The sequence below is a fragment of the Keratinibaculum paraultunense genome (assembly GCF_016767175.1).
In the GTDB taxonomy this organism is placed as follows: Bacteria; Bacillota; Clostridia; order Tissierellales; family Tepidimicrobiaceae; genus Keratinibaculum; species Keratinibaculum paraultunense.
Map to the genome: position 1 here is coordinate 1994192 of NZ_CP068564.1, position 17570 is coordinate 2011761.

The following is a 17570-nucleotide window of genomic DNA, read 5'->3' on the forward strand; positions in this document are numbered from 1 at the left end:
TGCTCCTTTCTTTTCACTTATCCTAAAGTAGAATTTGTACCAGCTACATATCCTGATGACCATGCCCATTGAAGATTAAATCCACCACAATCACCATCTATGTCTACTATTTCTCCTGCAAAAAATAGTCCATCTACTAATTTAGATTCCATGGTAGAACTATCTATTTCATCAGTATTTACTCCACCTGCTGTCACCTGGGCATCTTTGAAGGATTTACTCCCTGATATTTTAAATCTCCAATTAGTGAGAATTTCTGCAAGTTTCATTACTTCATCATTAGTTAAATAAGCAATCTTTTTATCCTTATCAATATTTATTGCTTTTAATATGGGAAGAATCAATCTTTTATTTATAAGCCCTATTAATCCCTTCTCTATGGTTTTTCTTGGCATAAATCCAAATCTATATAATAAATAATTAAACAATTCGTCTTTTGTCTTAGTATCTATTATGGATACCTTTAATCTTATATCTTTGTTTTTATTTAAATATTCTAATGCAGTCCTACTTAATTGAAGAATAGGAGGTCCTGATATCCCGTAATTAGTGAATAGTATATCCCCTCTATCCTCTTTTATCAATTGATTTCCTTCATAAAGACCTGCAGTGCCTACAAATTTAACACCATCAACTTGCTTAAATATATCTCCTTCAAGTTTAAGTTGAACCAATCCAGGAAAAATCTCTACTATACTATGCCCCATGCTTTTAGCTAAATCATAGCCACTACCATCAGAACCAGTATGAGGTGCTGCCTTTCCTCCAGTAGCTAATATTACCTTATCTCCATATATCCTTTTTTCATCTTCCAATAATAATTCAAATTTATTTCCTTTTTTATTTATATCTTTAACAAAAGAGTTGGTTAAGACCTGTATATCTAAATCTTCCAATTCAAATCTTAACACATCTAACACACTAGAGCTTTGAAAAGATAATGGAAATACTCTTCCATCTTCTTCTACTGTAGGAGCAATTCCTAATCTTTCAAAAAAATCAATTGTTTCAGCTACCCCAAATTTAGATAGACAACTATAGGCAAATTTAGGATTCTTACCATGATAATTATCTATAGATAAATTTATATTGGTATAATTACATCTTCCATTGCCTGTAGCTAATATTTTCTTACCTACTCTACTATTCCTTTCAAGTACTACAACCTCTGCTCCATTAACTTTTGCTGAAATAGCAGCCATCATACCAGCTGCTCCACCGCCTACAACTAAAACTTTAGGCATAATCAAAAATTCCTCCCTATTAAATTGATTTTATCATTCCATTATATTTTATATGTTATTTATAAATTTGTCTATTTTTTAATATTAATAAAATAAAGCCTGTCCTCCTAATTGAAAACAGGCTCCTACTTTAATATTTAATTTTTCCCTTTACTATTTAAAATAATATTTAAAATTATTCCCACTATAGCTGCAAAACTTAAACCAGTAATTTTTACTGTTTCATTTATTGGTATCCCTACCGTTATTCCAAATTTACTTTCTATTATTCCACTTCCAAGTCCCAAGACTAATATACTTCCCATAATTAATATATTTTTAATATTAAATTTTACATTGCTAGTCTTAATGGTTTTAACTCCTATTAAAGATATCATACTAAACAGCATCAAACTTATTCCACCCATAACTGGAGTTGGTATAGTATTTAAAAACACTCCAATTTTTGATACAAATCCTAATATCATTGCAAATACTGCAGCTAATCTCAATATAGATGGATCATAGTTCTTGGTTATAGCCAATACTCCTGTATTTTCACCATAAGTTGTATTAGCTGGTCCTCCAATTAGAGCTGCAGCCATTGTAGCCAATCCATCTCCTAGTAATGTTCTATTTAAACCTGGATCTTCTATAAAGTTCTTCCCTACGACTTGTCCATTTGTAGTTATATCTCCTAAATGCTCCATAAAAACTGCTAATACCACAGGAACAATTATGGTTATAGCACCTATATCAAATTTAGGCAAACTAAAAGCTGGTATTGCTAATGTTGGTGCTTCTTTCATCAAATTCATATCTATATATCCCATTTTTAAAGATATTATATATCCAACAGTTACACCTATGAGTATGGATAATTGCTTAAATATACCCTTCCCTCTGAAATTTACTAATAAAGCTGTGCCTAAAGTTATACCTGCTATTAAAAAATTTTCACTTGTATTTTGAAATGCTACAGGAATTAAGTTCATTCCAATAACTATTATCATAGGCCCTATTACCTGAGGAGGAAGATATTTTTTAATCTTTTCTACTCCTATCCTCTTGATTAGGAAAGATAATACTACATATACTAAGCCTGCTACCATTATTCCACCTTGTGCATAGGCTAAATCTCCATTATAAGTTTCTTTTACTGTCAATATAACTGGTATAAATGCAAAAGATGAACCTAAAAATACTGGAACTTTTCCTTTAGTACATAGATGAAAAATCAAAGTTCCAAGCCCCGCCGAAAACAAAGCTACTGATGGATCAAATCCTGTTAATATTGGCACTAGTACAGTGGCACCAAACATAGCTATTAAATGTTGAAGAGCTAATATTGTCTTTTTGGAATTATCCAAAAACTTTTCTTTAACCCCATGAGTCTCATTAATTTTAATAACATTTTCTGTCATGAAAAAACCTCCTTTTAATATTTAAAGGAGAACACTCTCCTTTTCAGCCTCTCTGGACTGATTTAAAGGCAGGATTGTAAATAATCTGCATAAAAAAACTTCTTGCAGGCAGCAAGAAGTTTTTTATACTAAAAAATATAAGTATAGTTTGCATAATCCCTATTACAATTTACAATCTTGCCAGCCTCTCTGAACTGATTTAAAGATTTACTTTTAATTTGCTCTAATTATTTTATCACTAATTTAATTAATATGCAATAAATTTTATAATCTTCTATATAATTCCTTTTCTTCAAGAAGATCACTTATCTTTAATCCTTCTTCTATTTGTTTAAGTATTAATTGTTTATCCTTTTGTAAAGTTCCCCTTAAAGGCACATAATTAGAAGCATGGTTGCTTCTAAATATACAATTATCTACATCAAGATTTTCTACCAATAATTTTGTTTCTAAAAGCACTTCTTTTGGAGTTAGAAGCTCAAATTTTCCATTCTGTACATCTTCATATAATTCTGTTCCTTCCTCTAATAACAAAGTCAATAGAGCAATATAGTCAGGATTTATCTCATTTAGTACCTTAGCCGATTTAATAGCATGTTCCTTTGAATATTTTTTCCCTCCTATACCTGAAATCAATGTGATGGAAAGAGGAATACCCACATCAACTACTCTTTTCCCTGCTTCTATCATTTCATAAGAAGTAACTCCTTTTTTAATATTTCTTAATATTCTATCACTTCCAGACTCTAACCCTAAATATATAATTCCTAATCCTAATTCTTTTAATAAACTTAACTCTTCTTTTGATTTTAATAAAATGGACTTAGGTGAACCATATATTCCTACCCTTTCACATTCAGGAAATATTCTTTTAATTTCTTTAAGAATATATGCTAATTTTTCTGTTTTAATTATCAATGCATCTCCGTCAGCTAAAAAAATCCTTTTTACATTTTTATAATATTTCCTACCTAATTTTAAATCAGCCACTATATCTTCTAAAGTCCTTATTTTAAATTGATCTTCCTTATACATAGAACAAAAAGTACATTTATTATGAGAACATCCTACAGTAGCTTGAACTATCAAACTGTGCGCTTCACTAGGCGGTCTATAAAGTTTACCTTCATATCTCATTTTATCTCTCCTTTAACCATATTTAAAAAATCTATAATTTCTACATATCATCCAACCACCTTAATAATCTAATTTTTCGTTATAACTCTTTCTTATTTATCTACTGGACATGAAATTAATTATGCTATTTCATATCATTTTTAAAATTATCTATTATTTTTTTTAATTCCTTTAAATCCTCTAAATATACATCTTTTAATTGAGGTCTATATATAACTGCTGCTGGATGATATAAAGGGAATATCAATTTATTTTCTTCACTTATTTTTTTATATAGTAACTTCCCATGAACATTACCTATTTTTACATCCTTTTCAAATATACATTTTAAAGGAGTATTACCCATAGTAACCACTATTTTAGGATTTACAATACTTATCTCCTCAATTAGATAATCTCTAAATTTATCTATCTCCTCTAAAGTGGGAGGTCTATTAGATAATCTCCCTGTTTTAGGATTTGTTTTAGTAGGTCTATATTTTACTGTATTTGTTATGTAAACATCTTCTCTATTGATGCCTAATATACCTAAAAATTCTTGAAAATGCTCTCCTGCTTGACCTACAAAAGGTTCTCCTAATTCCACTTCTTTAGAACCAGGAGCTTCCCCAATTAATATAATAGGACTATTGATATTCCCATATCCCAATACTATTTTTTTATCTAGATATTGCTTTATAATTTTATTATTTAATATTTCAATCCTATCTGACTTCATTTTATCAACCTTTCTTTTCTCCATATGTTTCAGCATACATATCCCTTATAGATTTAAAATCCTCCCAAGCATCTTTTTTTTTGCTACTATCCCTTAGAAGTGCTGCAGGATGATAAGTAGCTATAATATTAAATTTACCTCGTTTATACCAAATCCCTCTATTTTGAGTAATTTTAAAATCTTTATCTATTATATTTCTTGCTGCTACTGCTCCTAAACACACTATTATATCTGGATCTACTATCTTAACCTGCCACCTTAAAAACTCTATACAAATTTTACTTTCTTCTTCAAGAGGATTTCTATTATTTGGTGGTCTACATTTTACTATATTTGCTATATATACATCTTCTCTAGAAAAATCTATAGCTTTTAACATATTATCTAATAGCTTCCCAGCTCTACCAACAAAAGGTCTTCCCATTTTATCCTCATAATATCCAGGACCTTCTCCTATAAACATAATACTAGCTTTATCATTACCTTCTCCAAAAACCACATTGGTTCTAGTTTTAGACAATGGGCATCTAAAACATCTGTTTACAATTGACTCAAGTTCTTTTAAAGTATACATTATTTCTCACCCAAATAAATTATAGCATATTACTAAAAATATTTTTCTATTTTATTGTATATATTATTCCAAGAAAATTTATCAATAATATTTCTAATAGTCTCATCTACAACAAATCCACTTTTTATCCTATGTATTTGCTTTTTAATTCCCAGAGCTAATCTTTCTTCATAATCTGTTAATTCTTCTTCTAGGGGTAAATCTACATATTTCATTTTCGGTAGATCCACATATTCAATTATTCCACTATTATTTATATCATATCCTAAAAAGCTCTTTAATCCTGGTAAATTATTTACCACCGCTATAAGCCCACATGCTAAAGCTTCCAAGGTCACTAAAGATAAACCTTCATAAAAAGAAGGAAGCACAAATATATGGCTTTGCCTAAATAACTCTGCTAGTTCCCTCTGGGTTAATTGCCCTAAAAATTTAATGGGTAATCGACTATTCTTTCCCGCTTCTTTTATGCCTTTTTCTTCTCTCCCCACACCTTTTCCGGCAATTAAAAGTTCTATATTTTCATCCTCCAACAAATTATAAGCATTTATAAGAGATAATACACCTTTAGAATAACTTAATTTTCCTGCATAAACTAATTTTATCTTATCATAATTCCTCTTTTGTGGCGGGTAAAATATATCATCATTGTAGCCTCCTCCAATAGTAATTATTCTTTCCAAAGGTATTAAATATAAATTGTGGATATCTTCCTTCTGTTTTTCGTTTAATGCTAAAACTATATCTACTTGTCCACATCCTTCTAACACATATTGTTTATATTGAGGACATTTGATGAACTGTCTTATATCAGTACCATGGCATATAGCTATAGTTCTAATATTAGGAAATGTTTTTTTAACTAATGATGTAAGAAGCCATAAATGATGAGATATAATAATATCAGGCTTAAACTCATCTACAGCTTTTTTTACTGTTTCCTTAAAAGCATTCTTCCAAGCATTCAACATTTCATTAGTCATATCAGAATATCTAGTACTTTCGTAGGGCATCTCATCACTCATGCCCACTATTGGAAATGGCAAATCAGGTGTATTAAATACTACAGGATAAAAATGTCTTCTACATACATTCAAATTTAGTTTTTCCCCTCGAGGCACTCCAGCTATTAAACCTTGTATATATCCTCTTTTATTACCTTCTCTTATAATTTCATTTAAATAAATACCACTTCCTGTTATTCCTGGATATTGAGATGTAATGTGCAATATTCTTTTCATTCATTTCACCTTTCTCATTTACTATTAATTCAAGTTAAAAAGTGAGTCAAAGACTCAGCTGTTGACTCACTTTTATTCTTCATCATCTATGGGCTTCATAGTTGGGAACAATATAACGTCCCTTATAGTAGGTTGATTAGTTAATATCATAATAAGCCTATCTACACCTATTCCTAATCCTCCTGTTGGTGGTAATCCCACTTCTAGTGCATTTATAAAATCCGAATCCATCATATGGGCTTCTTGATCTCCTGCTTCCCTTTGCTTTACTTGTTCTAAAAATCTTTCTTTTTGATCTATTGGATCATTTAGCTCACTAAATGCATTGGCAATTTCCCAGGTGTTTATAAATGCTTCAAATCTATTGGTTAATCTTGGATCTTTGGGATTCCTCTTTGCTAAAGGTGAAACTTCTACAGGATGATGGGTTACAAAGGTTGGTTGCACTAGATGTTCTTCACAAAATTCTTCAAACATTTCACTAATTATATGACCTCTTTTCATACCTGGTTCTATTTCTAAACCTTTAGCTTTAGCTACTTCTATAGCTTCTTCATCAGTATTAATGGTGTTAAAATCCACCCCAGTATATTCCTTTATTGCATCAATCATTGTAATTCTTCTCCAAGGAGGAGTTAAGTCAATTTTCTTACCTTGATATTCAATTACAGTTGTTCCTAAAGTTTTCTCTGCTACATAGGCTACCAAATTTTCAGTTAACTCCATCATGTCTTTATAATCTGCATAGGCTTGATATAGTTCGATATTGGTAAATTCTGGATTATGTTTATAACTCATTCCTTCATTTCTAAACATTCTTCCCATTTCATATACTTTTTCAAAACCACCAACTATAAGCCTCTTTAGATAAAGCTCATTAGCAATTCTTAAGTACATATCTATACCTAATGAATTATGATGGGTTATAAAAGGTCTAGCATTAGCACCTCCAGCAACAGTATTTAAAATAGGAGTATCTACCTCTAAAAATCCTCTCTCATCAAGATATTCCCTAATTGCTTTTATTATTTTAGACCTTAATATAAATGTTTCTTTTACTTCTGGATTTACTATTAAGTCTACATATCTTTGTCTATATCTTAAATCTGTATCCTTTAAACCGTGAAACTTTTCAGGGAGTATCTGCAATGATTTAGTAAGTAAAGTTATCTCCTTAGCTCTTATTGAAACTTCACCAGTTTTAGTCTTAAATACTTCTCCTTTAACGCCTATTATATCTCCAATATCTAATAAATTTAAATGTTCATATTCCTCTTTCCCAATAACATCCATTTTAATGAAAATCTGTATCTTTCCTTTACTATCTTGAAGATCCATAAAACATACTTTACCATGACCTCTTCTTGACATTATTCTACCTGCAACAGAAACAGTTTTCTCTTCTAATTCTTCAAAATTATCTTTGATAGTAGTACTGTGATGAGTATATTCATATTTTTCTATAACAAAGGGATCTTTCCCTAATTCTTTTAATTTTTTTAACTTTTCTCTTCTCATCATTAGCATTTCATTAAGATTTTCTTCTGTTCCTGACATATAATATTAATACCTCCTCATCTAGTAATACTTAAAATTTGATATTTAATAAGTCCATCAGGTACACGAACTTCTACAATTTCTTCCTTCTTTTTCCCTAATAAAGCTTTTCCAACAGGCGATTCATTAGAAATTTTCCCTTCATATGGATTAGCTTCTGCAGAACCTACTATGGTATATTCCATTTCTTCATTATATTCCAAATCCTTTACAACTACTTTTGAACCAATACTTACAACATCTGTAGAAATATCTTCATCATCTATTAATTTTGCATTCCTAAGTATCATTTCTAATTTTGCTATTCTTTCCTCTAATTGGGCTTGCTCATTTTTTGCTTGATCATATTCGGAATTTTCGCTTATATCTCCAAAGGCTAGAGCTTGTTTTATCTTTTCTGCAACTTCTTTTCTCTTTACTGTCTTTAATTTATCTAGTTCTTTTTCTAATTTTTTAAGCCCCTCCACAGTTAAAAATACATCTTTTTCAGCCATCCGCCTCGCTCCTTCTACTAAATATTTGGCCTTTTATTGCCTTTAAAACGGATAAGATCTAACTTACTTTTCATATATGCAGTCTATTATAATCAAGGGAATTCTTATTGTCAAGTACTTACAATGTTCCTTTTTGTCTTATTCTCCTATTTATTAACTCTTCCATAGTACATATATTGCTATCTACCAAGAACCTTATTTGCTTATTATCTGTACTCCATTTAAAATAGTCATAAAATTTAGATGAAACCCATTCTTGTATCCATGGATTTTCCATCATATCTAATTCTTGAAAAAACATAAAATCCTCAATGACTACTAAGTTTTTCTTATCCTTTATGCTTCTACTCAATTTTTTACTTATACTAAAGTCAAATATAATGGATCCTCTTCTAAATTTATTTAAATATGTCAAAACATCATCTTTAAGATTAACTATAATAGGATAATTTATTAATATTTTATCAATATTTTGAGTGTAAAATATTGATAATCCTGTTTTTTTAAATATAGATTGGGAAATATTTTCAATCGCCTCTTTATCCTCGCCTGCTATACTTATAAAGCTTACACTTTTATGAAGTGCGTATACAAGTTCTTCTGTTAATGTATCTCCTTCTCCTATTATTAAAATTTCTTTTCTTCTAAAATCTTCTTTTAAATATTTTTGTATCTCTTCAAGTACTAAAGGCAAAAACATATATAATGTATTTATGCCATCAACTACCTTTAAATTGGTTCTAGCTTCTATTAACTTTATATCCTCTCTACTAAATAGAGAAATATCTTCTATAATTAAATCCTCTACATTTTGAGGTTTAATTTTATTTATGCCTTGAATAAAATTTTCTACTAATTCCTCTTTTTCTATTTTTTCTATACTTGAATTATTTAACAGTATTCCTCCCACTTTACCTATTTCTTTACCCTCAGTATTATAAAGGATATCCAAAATTTTAGGTCTTATCGCTGGAATTAATTTTTTGGGAAAAATTTTGAAAATACCTTTATTATAATAATTGAAATATTTAGATTCCTCTATTATATAAAAAAGTCCAATATAGCTCCCTCCTTTTAACAATTTGTAATGTATTATATGAAATTTAAAAGGAAGGTATTACTGATTTATTTCGCAATTGGATATATATTGGGCATAGTCTAATAAAATTTTTTCTGTTTCTTGTTTTGTTTCTACTGTATTTATTGTATTCTTTATTTTATTAGAATTTCTCATTCCCTTTAAATACCATGCTATGTGTTTCCTCATCTCCCTAACTCCAATTTTTTCACCTTTTACATCACAAACCATATCTAAGTGTTTAATAGCCATATTGATTCTATCTATATCACTAGGATTTACATCATCTTTTCCTTTAAGTAGAAGGTTTATTCTTTTAAATATCCAAGGATTTCCCATAGCTCCTCTTCCAATAGCTACCCCATCACAACCAGTATATTCCATCATATTTATAGCATCTATTGGTTCAAATATATCGCCATTTCCTATCACAGGAATATTTACATAGTTTTTAATCTTTCCTATATATTCCCAATTAGCTTTCCCTGAATAGAACATATCCCTAGTTCTACCATGTACAGTTATAGCCGAAACCCCTTCTGCTTCTGCCATCTTAGCTATTTCCATCCCATTTATATTGTTAATATCCCATCCTATTCTAATTTTTATGGTTACTGGCTTTGTAGATACTTTTACAACTTCTTTAAGGATTTTTTTTATCAAAGAAGGATTTTTTAATAAGGCTGCACCATCTCCATTTTTCACAATTTTAGGTGCGGGACATCCCATATTTATATCCAAAATATCTATATCATCCCTTGGATTTATATACTTTTTTACAACTTCACTCATTATACTTGGATCAGAACCAAATATTTGAATAGCAACTGGACGCTCTTTTTCAGCTATACTTGTAAGCTCTTTTGTCTTTTCATCTTCATAATATAGCCCTTTACTACTTACCATCTCAGTAAATACCAATCCTGCCCCCATCTCTTTGCATATTATCCTATACGCTCTATCAGTAACTCCTGCCATAGGTGCTAAAAATATGTTGTTTTGTAATTTTACATTTCCTATTTCCATATTTTCACCCCAGAATATTTAGAAAAAGTAGCCCTGCGGCTACTTATTTCTATTGTATATTATCCTAAGTCCATCTAAAGTTAATAGTTTATCTATTTTATTTATATATTTACTTTCTGTAGCTATTAAAGATGCAAACCCACCAGTTGCTACTATAGTTTTTACTTCTCCTTCTTCCTTCATCTCTTCCTTCATTTTTTCAATAATAAAATCCACAAGTCCAACATATCCATAAACAAGTCCTGATTGAATACTATTCACAGTGTTTTTACCTATTACCATATCAGGTTTGGATAATTCTACCTTGGGCAATTTAGCTGCTCTTGAAAATAATGCTTCGCTGGATATCTTTATTCCTGGAGCTATAACCCCTCCTAGATAATCTCCTTCTTTGGAAATTGCACAGAAAGTAATTGCCGTTCCAAAATCCACTATTATAAGGGGACCACCATATTTTTCATATCCTGCAACTGCATTGACTATTCTATCAGCTCCTACTTCCCTTGGATTGTCATATTTAATGTTCATGCCAGTTTTTATTCCTGGTCCTACTACAATAGGTTCTTTATCAAAATATTTTCTACTCATACTAGATAGTGTATGCATAAGTGGTGGTACTACCGATGAAATTATTACATCTCCTACATTTTTAGGGCAAAGCCCGTGATATTTAAATATTTGTTCAAATAATAGACCATATTCATCAGAAGTTCTTTCCTTTGCTGTAGCTATTCTCCAATCATATAGAAGTTTACCTTCTTCAAATACTCCAAATACTATATGAGTATTTCCCACATCTATTACCAGTAACACTGTCTCCACCTTCCAATCTATTTTACTCTATTTTTTTATAGCAGCTATTACATTGACAACCACTACGATTGCTATTATCATCTCTGGTATTCCATTGGTTACACCTATTCCAAATATGATCTTTCTTGCCATTTCTGGATCTTGACCTAATTTTGTTACAAACTTTTCTCCATATAAGAAATATATACTGGACAAAACTCCTACAGTATTAGTCAATGTCCCTGCTATTGTAGCAATGGCTACATGCATTGTTTTGCCTTTAAATTTCTTTTGAGTATAAAAACCTATTGCTATTGTAAGAGCTATTAGTACTATGTTTATAATTAAAGGCAATACATTTTTAGATTCTTTAAATCCATTATAGGAGCCTATAACTAGATAAGTTAAAATACCACCTAATATAATATTTAATATCCAATTGGATTTGTTTGTACCTAGTCTAGTTAAAAGCTCATATACATAGTAGCTAATAACTCCAATTAAAATTCTAGGTAGTACTGAAACTACAGGGTTTAAAAATACAAAAGATACAGGTGTTGGATTGGTTGCTGCTTGAAACATACTAAATAAACCAAATATCAATCCTACAAATGCTCCTACTAAAGGTCCTTCTACTATAGCTCCAATAATTACAGGTATATGCATAATGGTAGCTCTTGTTGGTCCTACAGGAATAAAACCCAAGGGGGTCATACCCAGTACTATGGAAATACCCCCTAATATACCTATTGTAGCCATTTTCTTAATAGTCAATACATTTTTATCTTTTATCATCATCATCCCTCCGCTCTAGTTCCATTTTAATGGATACCAGTCGTTATTTTGTGTTTTAAAATAAATTTTATGTCTAGCTCCTTTAAAAAGATGCTAGCAAATCATAAAATCATATATATTTAGTTAATATATATAAATATTGTAACATAATTATTATATACTATCCACCAAAGAACATCAATAATAATCCTGCAGCTACTGCTGAACCTATTACTCCTGCCACATTTGGTCCCATGGCATGCATTAATAGGAAGTTCCTTGGATTGGCTTCTTGTCCTACCTTTTGGGATACCCTAGCTGCCATTGGTACTGCTGATACTCCTGCTGAACCTATTAGTGGGTTTACTTTCCCTCCTGTGGCTTTACACATAATTTTCCCAAATATTACTCCAGTTGCTGTTCCTATGGAGAAGGCTATTAGTCCTAATACTATTATTTTTATTGTATCAGGGGATAAAAAAGTTTCTGCATTGGCTGTAGCTCCTACTGTTAATCCTAAGAATATGGTCACTATGTTCATAAGTTCATTTTGAACAGTTTTACTTAATCTTTCTACTACTCCTGCTTCTCGCATTAGATTTCCTAGCATTAGCATACCTATTAACGGTCCTGCTGAAGGTAATAATAGGGTTACTATTACTGTAATCAGTATAGGAAATATTATTTTTTCCTTTTTAGATACAGGGCGAAGTTGTTCCATTACTATTTTTCTTTCTTCTTCTGTTGTTAACGCTTTCATTATTGGTGGCTGTATTATTGGTACTAGTGCCATATAGGAGTAGGCTGCTACAGCTATGGGACCCAATAATTCTGGAGCTAACTTGCTAGTTAAATATAGTGCTGTAGGACCATCAGCCCCGCCAATTATCCCAATGCTTGCTGCTTGGGGACCTGTAAATCCTAAAGCTACTGCTCCTATAAATGTAATAAATATTCCAAATTGAGCTGCTGCTCCTAGTAATATACTTCTAGGATTGGCTATTAACGGTCCAAAGTCCGTCATAGCCCCTACCCCTAAAAATATCAATGGTGGATATATGCCTAATTTTACTCCTTGATATAAATAGTATAATAATCCTCCTAATTGTTTAGTTTCTTGTACTAGCTTCCCTGTTTTTGGATCTTTTACTATTTCTACTACTGGTTCTGCCATGAGTCCTGCTAATGGGAGATTTGCTAGTAGCATTCCAAAAGCTATAGGGACCAATAGTAATGGCTCAAATTCTTTTTTAATCGCTAAATAAAGAAGTATAAAGGATACAATAAGCATTATGACTTGTCCAATGGTTATTGAGGCAAATCCTGTACTCTGCCAGAAACCCTTTAATATGTCTATGACCATTTATTTTACCTTCCTTTCATTTGTCTATTGTACTATTCTATTACTACTAATTTATCTCCAGTATTTACTGAAGCACCAGTTGTAGTACCAATACTTACAACTTTCCCATCTATTGGGGCAAGAATTTCATTTTCCATCTTCATGGCTTCTAATATTAGTAGTATATCTCCTGCTTTTACTTCATCTCCTTCTTGTACATTTATGCTTAAAATGGTTCCTGGCATAGGTGCTGTAACAACCTCTGCCCCTTCTGTTACTTTTATTGATTTTTTCTCTTCTTTTGGTTGTACTTTTGGTTTTGGTTGAGCCTTTGGCTGATCTACTGATCTAGTTGATGGATTCTGTACAGTTTTTCCTTCTGTTATCTCTTCTACTTCCACTTCATACTCGTTCCCATTTACATTGATTAAAAATTTTCTCATAATTTTACCTCCTATAAAATAGTGTATTATTATAATTTATTTGAAATCTCTTCTATTCTTCCCATTTGCGCCCAAATAGGAGAAGGTGTAGATACTCTTTTTATGCTCTTTATATTTATATCAGGAATGGCTACTCCCATACTAGCTGCTATTGCTGCTGCTATTACAGCTACTAATTCTTCGTCTTCTATATTTCCTGATTTTTCAACTGGCTCTGATACTCTTACACTTTCAGTTAAATCTTTTGCTTCTTTAGCTTCTTTTTTATTGTTATTTGCTGTTACTCTTAATACATCTATTAGGTAAGATATACCTATTAATACCAAAAATACTACTGCCATGCTAAATATGGTTATTATTAAACTTTGACCTATAGTTATTTTTTCTCCCAAATTTATCACTCCTTTTATACTGGTAGATTACCGTGTTTTTTGGAAGGATTGGTCTCTCGTTTGCTTTCTAACATGTTAAAAGCGGATATAAGTCTTGGTCTTGTAGTACTTGGTACTATTACATCGTCTACATATCCTCTTTCTGCTGCTATATATGGATTGGCTACTGTGTTTCTATATTCTTCTATCTTTTCTTGCCTTGTTTGTATCGGATCTTCTGATTCTTTTATATCGTGTTTAAATATTATATTAGCTGCTCCATCGGGACCCATTACTGCTATTTCTGCACTAGGCCATGCAAATACCTGATCAGCTCCTAGTTCTTTATTACACATAGCTATATATGCTCCGCCATAAGCTTTTCTTATGATTACAGTTACTTTTGGTACTGTAGCTTCACTGTATGCATAAAGCATCTTGGCTCCATGACGTATTATTCCTCCATATTCCTGATCTGTTCCTGGTAAAAATCCTGGTACGTCTACTAAATTTAACAATGGAATATTAAAAGCATCACATGTTCTTATGAATCTTGCTGCTTTGTCTGAAGCATTTATATCTAAGCATCCCGCTAACACACTTGGTTGGTTTGCTACTACTCCTATAGTTTTGCCATTTAATCTTATGTAACCAGTTATTATATTTTGTGCATAGTAGGATTGTATTTCAAATAGCTCCCCTTCATCTGCTATTAATTTTATTATTTCTTTCATATCATAAGGTTTGTTAGGATTTGTTGGTACTATTTCATTTAATCTTTCTTCTACTCTATTTATCTCATCTTCAGTTTCATATATTGGAGGTACTTCTAGATTGTTTGATGGTAAATAACTTAATAATATCTTTATTCTTTCTATAGCTTCTTCTTCTGTTTTATCCATAAAATGGGCTACTCCAGATATGGTGTTGTGAGTTTTTGCTCCTCCTAATTCTTCTTGACTTACATCTTCTCCTGTTACAGTTTTTATTACTTGTGGTCCTGTGATAAACATTTGGCTTGTGTTCTCCACCATAAATATGAAATCCGTTAATGCTGGTGAATATACTGCTCCTCCTGCACAGGGTCCCATAATAGCTGTTATTTGGGGTATTACTCCTGAGGAAATAGTATTTCTATAGAATATATTTCCATAGCCTGATAAAGCATCTACTCCCTCTTGGATTCGAGCTCCTCCAGAGTCATTTATGCCCACTATTGGAACCCCCATCTTTAGTGCCATATCTTGTACTTTACTTATCTTAGCTGCATGCATCTCCCCTAGAGAGCCACCTAGTACTGTAAAGTCCTGGGCATAGACAAATATAAGCCTCCCATTTACTGTTCCATATCCTGTTACTACTCCATCTCCTGGAGCTTCAGTCTTTTCCATTCCAAAATTAGTACATCTATGCTTTACAAATGCATCTATTTCTACAAAACTTCCCTCATCTAATAGTAAATTTATCCTTTCCCTAGCTGTTAATTTCCCTTTAGAATGTTGCTTTTCTATTCGTTTTTCTCCACCACCAAGTTTTATTTTCTCTTTGGTTTCTAGGAGTTTTTCTATTTTTTCCTTCATTTCCTTCCTCCTTATCTATGTTTATTATTTTTCACAAAGTTCTATCAAAACTCCATAAGTGTCTTTTGGATGTGCAAAAGCAATTTTAGCTCCTCCTGCACCATATCGAGGTTTTTCATCTATCATTCGTATACCTTTTTCCTTCATTTTTTCTATGGCTTCTTCTATGTTTTCAACTCTATAGGCTATATGTTGTACCCCTTCTCCTCTTTTTTCTATATGCTTTGCTATAGGTCCATCTTTTTCTGTTGATTCCAATAATTCAATTTCTGTATCGCCTATGGGTAAAAATGCTGTTTTAACTTTTTGTTCTTCTACTACTTCTGTATCAACACACTTAATCCCTAAAACTTCTTCATAAAACTTTATAGCTTTATTTAAATCCTTTACAGCTATACCTATATGATCCACTTTGGTTACCATAAAATCCCCCCAATTATTGTTTAATCAATTCTAACATCTTATCCTTAGCAGAATAAGGATCTAAACTTTTATCCAATACTTCCATTGATAATTTATCTAAAATATTTTCTCTTAATGCTTTCTGCATTATTAAGTTCATCAATTCTTCTTCTACAAGTTTTAATATTTCAAATTTAATGTTGTTTTTCCTTCTTTCTGCTAACTTCCCTGTTTCTTCTAAATATCTTTTGTGGGTCAAAATATTATCTAATAGCTCATCTATATTCTCATTTTTACTTGCAGATACCTTTATTACTGGAGGTCTGTAGTCTGCCTTTTGATTTAAGTCTAAATTCATCTCTATTTCTAATTTAGTTTTATCTGCCCCATCTAAATCCGCTTTGTTTATAGCAAATACATCTGCTATTTCCATTATACCTGCTTTTATGGCTTGTATATCATCACCTAAATTAGGTACCATTACCATCAGTACTGTATCTGCAATTTTTACTATATCTACTTCTGATTGCCCTACTCCTACAGTTTCTATAAATATATAATCTGCTCCCCATAGATCCAGTACTTTGCAAGCTCCCCATGTGGCTTTGGACATTCCACCTAATGATCCTCTTGTTCCCATACTTCTAATGAATACATCCTTATCTACAGCTAAATCATTCATGCGAATTCTATCTCCTAATATTGCACCTCCAGTAAAAGGACTTGTAGGATCTATTGCTATAATTCCAATTTTTTTATCTATATTTCTAAATTTCTTAGCCAGTTTATCTGTTAAGGTGGATTTCCCACTGCCTGGTGGACCAGTAATTCCTATTATATAAGCATTACCAGTATGCTTATATAGATTTTTTATTATATCTATAGCTTCTTTTTGGTCATTTTCTAGCATAGTGATGAGGCGAGCACAAGCTCTTTTATCTCCTTGTAGAAGTTCTTTTTCTATGTTCAATTAATCACCGCCTATACTATCTTTTCAAATTATTTTTGATGTATTCTACCACTTCACTAGTAGGAGTTCCTGGAGTAAATATTGCTTCTACTCCTGCTTCTTTTAAAAAAGGTATATCTTCTTCAGGAATAACACCTCCACCAATTACCAGTATATCATCTACTCCTTCCTTTTTTAGCAATTCCACTACTTTAGGAAATAGATGATTATGCGCTCCAGATAGTATACTCATTCCTAATACATCCACATCTTCTTGTATTGCAGTTTGTACTATTTGTTCTGGAGTTTGTCTTAAACCTGTATATATTACTTCCATACCTGCATCCCTTAATGCTCTTGCAATAACTTTTGCTCCTCTATCATGCCCATCTAATCCAGGTTTTGCTACTAAAACTCTTATTGGTCTTTCCATATTCTTATACCT

Annotated in this window: 19 protein-coding genes; all 19 read right to left on the bottom strand. The window is 31.4% G+C overall.

The window, feature by feature from the left end; all coding sequences use genetic code 11:
* Window positions 1-17 precede the first annotated feature (17 nt).
* Complete coding sequence (locus tag JL105_RS09750; protein WP_132028389.1) at window positions 18-1244, bottom strand: BaiN/RdsA family NAD(P)/FAD-dependent oxidoreductase; 1227 nt, start codon at window positions 1242-1244, stop codon at window positions 18-20.
* 137 nt (window positions 1245-1381) lie between these two features.
* Complete coding sequence (locus JL105_RS09755) at window positions 1382-2647, bottom strand: uracil-xanthine permease family protein (protein ID WP_132028386.1); 1266 nt, start codon at window positions 2645-2647, stop codon at window positions 1382-1384.
* A gap of 264 nt (window positions 2648-2911) precedes the next feature.
* The gene (locus JL105_RS09760) at window positions 2912-3784 is read right to left on the bottom strand and encodes a radical SAM protein (RefSeq protein WP_132028383.1); all 873 of its coding nucleotides are present in this window, start codon (window positions 3782-3784) and stop codon (window positions 2912-2914) included.
* 124 nt (window positions 3785-3908) lie between these two features.
* Window positions 3909-4538 (bottom strand): uracil-DNA glycosylase, encoded by a 630-nt coding sequence (locus tag JL105_RS09765; RefSeq protein ID WP_132028380.1) that lies wholly within the window; start codon window positions 4536-4538, stop codon window positions 3909-3911.
* Window positions 4507-5076 carry a uracil-DNA glycosylase gene (locus tag JL105_RS09770; protein ID WP_132028377.1) on the bottom strand — a complete coding sequence of 190 codons (570 nt, stop codon included), beginning with the start codon at window positions 5074-5076 and terminating at the stop codon, window positions 4507-4509. Before JL105_RS09770 ends, JL105_RS09765 begins: the two co-directional genes overlap by 32 nt.
* A 32-nt stretch (window positions 5077-5108) precedes the next feature.
* Entirely contained in the window at window positions 5109-6317 is a 1209-nt protein-coding gene (locus JL105_RS09775) for a glycosyltransferase family 4 protein (protein ID WP_132028374.1), read from the bottom strand.
* Between the two features lie 72 nt (window positions 6318-6389).
* Window positions 6390-7874, bottom strand: a complete 1485-nt coding sequence (gene lysS, locus JL105_RS09780; RefSeq protein ID WP_132028371.1) for a lysine--tRNA ligase — start codon at window positions 7872-7874, stop codon at window positions 6390-6392.
* 17 nt (window positions 7875-7891) lie between these two features.
* A complete protein-coding gene (gene greA / locus JL105_RS09785) occupies window positions 7892-8368 on the bottom strand; it encodes a transcription elongation factor GreA (RefSeq protein WP_132028368.1) in 477 nt (158 codons plus the stop codon).
* 118 nt (window positions 8369-8486) lie between these two features.
* The gene (locus tag JL105_RS09790) at window positions 8487-9320 is read right to left on the bottom strand and encodes a hypothetical protein (protein WP_132028365.1); all 834 of its coding nucleotides are present in this window, start codon (window positions 9318-9320) and stop codon (window positions 8487-8489) included.
* Between the two features lie 165 nt (window positions 9321-9485).
* Window positions 9486-10472: a tRNA dihydrouridine synthase DusB gene (dusB, locus tag JL105_RS09795; RefSeq protein WP_132028362.1), complete on the bottom strand. Its 987-nt coding sequence runs from the start codon at window positions 10470-10472 to the stop codon at window positions 9486-9488.
* A gap of 39 nt (window positions 10473-10511) precedes the next feature.
* Complete coding sequence (locus tag JL105_RS09800; RefSeq protein WP_428841441.1) at window positions 10512-11294, bottom strand: type III pantothenate kinase; 783 nt, start codon at window positions 11292-11294, stop codon at window positions 10512-10514.
* A gap of 18 nt (window positions 11295-11312) precedes the next feature.
* Window positions 11313-12059 carry an ECF transporter S component gene (locus JL105_RS09805; protein ID WP_132028359.1) on the bottom strand — a complete coding sequence of 249 codons (747 nt, stop codon included), beginning with the start codon at window positions 12057-12059 and terminating at the stop codon, window positions 11313-11315.
* Window positions 12060-12219: 160 nt separating this feature from the next.
* Window positions 12220-13401, bottom strand: coding sequence for a sodium ion-translocating decarboxylase subunit beta (locus JL105_RS09810; RefSeq protein ID WP_132028356.1), 1182 nt, complete (start codon window positions 13399-13401; stop codon window positions 12220-12222).
* Between the two features lie 32 nt (window positions 13402-13433).
* On the bottom strand, window positions 13434-13823 hold the full coding sequence (locus JL105_RS09815) for a DUF2118 domain-containing protein (RefSeq protein WP_132028353.1): 390 nt from the start codon (window positions 13821-13823) through the stop codon (window positions 13434-13436).
* Between the two features lie 29 nt (window positions 13824-13852).
* Complete coding sequence (locus tag JL105_RS09820; protein WP_132028350.1) at window positions 13853-14215, bottom strand: OadG family protein; 363 nt, start codon at window positions 14213-14215, stop codon at window positions 13853-13855.
* A gap of 14 nt (window positions 14216-14229) precedes the next feature.
* Window positions 14230-15774 (bottom strand): acyl-CoA carboxylase subunit beta, encoded by a 1545-nt coding sequence (locus JL105_RS09825; RefSeq protein ID WP_132028347.1) that lies wholly within the window; start codon window positions 15772-15774, stop codon window positions 14230-14232.
* A gap of 24 nt (window positions 15775-15798) precedes the next feature.
* Window positions 15799-16197, bottom strand: coding sequence for a methylmalonyl-CoA epimerase (gene mce, locus JL105_RS09830; protein ID WP_132028345.1), 399 nt, complete (start codon window positions 16195-16197; stop codon window positions 15799-15801).
* Between the two features lie 13 nt (window positions 16198-16210).
* Entirely contained in the window at window positions 16211-17146 is a 936-nt protein-coding gene (meaB, locus tag JL105_RS09835) for a methylmalonyl Co-A mutase-associated GTPase MeaB (RefSeq protein ID WP_132028342.1), read from the bottom strand.
* A gap of 16 nt (window positions 17147-17162) precedes the next feature.
* Window positions 17163-17558 carry a coenzyme B12-dependent isobutyryl CoA mutase small subunit gene (locus JL105_RS09840; protein WP_132028339.1) on the bottom strand — a complete coding sequence of 132 codons (396 nt, stop codon included), beginning with the start codon at window positions 17556-17558 and terminating at the stop codon, window positions 17163-17165.
* Between the last annotated feature and the right edge of the window lie 12 nt (window positions 17559-17570).

What these genes read in the sequence shown, in the direction of transcription:
- JL105_RS09750 (WP_132028389.1), bottom strand. Translation starts at nt 1,244, where the DNA reads ATGCCTAAAGTTTTAGTTGTAGGCGGTGGAGCAGCTGGTATGATGGCT.
- JL105_RS09755 (WP_132028386.1), bottom strand. Translation starts at nt 2,647, where the DNA reads ATGACAGAAAATGTTATTAAAATTAATGAGACTCATGGGGTTAAAGAA.
- JL105_RS09760 (WP_132028383.1), bottom strand. Translation starts at nt 3,784, where the DNA reads ATGAGATATGAAGGTAAACTTTATAGACCGCCTAGTGAAGCGCACAGT.
- JL105_RS09765 (WP_132028380.1), bottom strand. Translation starts at nt 4,538, where the DNA reads ATGCTGAAACATATGGAGAAAAGAAAGGTTGATAAAATGAAGTCAGAT.
- JL105_RS09770 (WP_132028377.1), bottom strand. Translation starts at nt 5,076, where the DNA reads ATGTATACTTTAAAAGAACTTGAGTCAATTGTAAACAGATGTTTTAGA.
- JL105_RS09775 (WP_132028374.1), bottom strand. Translation starts at nt 6,317, where the DNA reads ATGAAAAGAATATTGCACATTACATCTCAATATCCAGGAATAACAGGA.
- lysS (WP_132028371.1), bottom strand. Translation starts at nt 7,874, where the DNA reads ATGTCAGGAACAGAAGAAAATCTTAATGAAATGCTAATGATGAGAAGA.
- greA (WP_132028368.1), bottom strand. Translation starts at nt 8,368, where the DNA reads ATGGCTGAAAAAGATGTATTTTTAACTGTGGAGGGGCTTAAAAAATTA.
- dusB (WP_132028362.1), bottom strand. Translation starts at nt 10,472, where the DNA reads ATGGAAATAGGAAATGTAAAATTACAAAACAACATATTTTTAGCACCT.
- JL105_RS09805 (WP_132028359.1), bottom strand. Translation starts at nt 12,059, where the DNA reads ATGATAAAAGATAAAAATGTATTGACTATTAAGAAAATGGCTACAATA.
- JL105_RS09810 (WP_132028356.1), bottom strand. Translation starts at nt 13,401, where the DNA reads ATGGTCATAGACATATTAAAGGGTTTCTGGCAGAGTACAGGATTTGCC.
- JL105_RS09815 (WP_132028353.1), bottom strand. Translation starts at nt 13,823, where the DNA reads ATGAGAAAATTTTTAATCAATGTAAATGGGAACGAGTATGAAGTGGAA.
- JL105_RS09825 (WP_132028347.1), bottom strand. Translation starts at nt 15,774, where the DNA reads ATGAAGGAAAAAATAGAAAAACTCCTAGAAACCAAAGAGAAAATAAAA.
- mce (WP_132028345.1), bottom strand. Translation starts at nt 16,197, where the DNA reads ATGGTAACCAAAGTGGATCATATAGGTATAGCTGTAAAGGATTTAAAT.
- JL105_RS09840 (WP_132028339.1), bottom strand. Translation starts at nt 17,558, where the DNA reads ATGGAAAGACCAATAAGAGTTTTAGTAGCAAAACCTGGATTAGATGGG.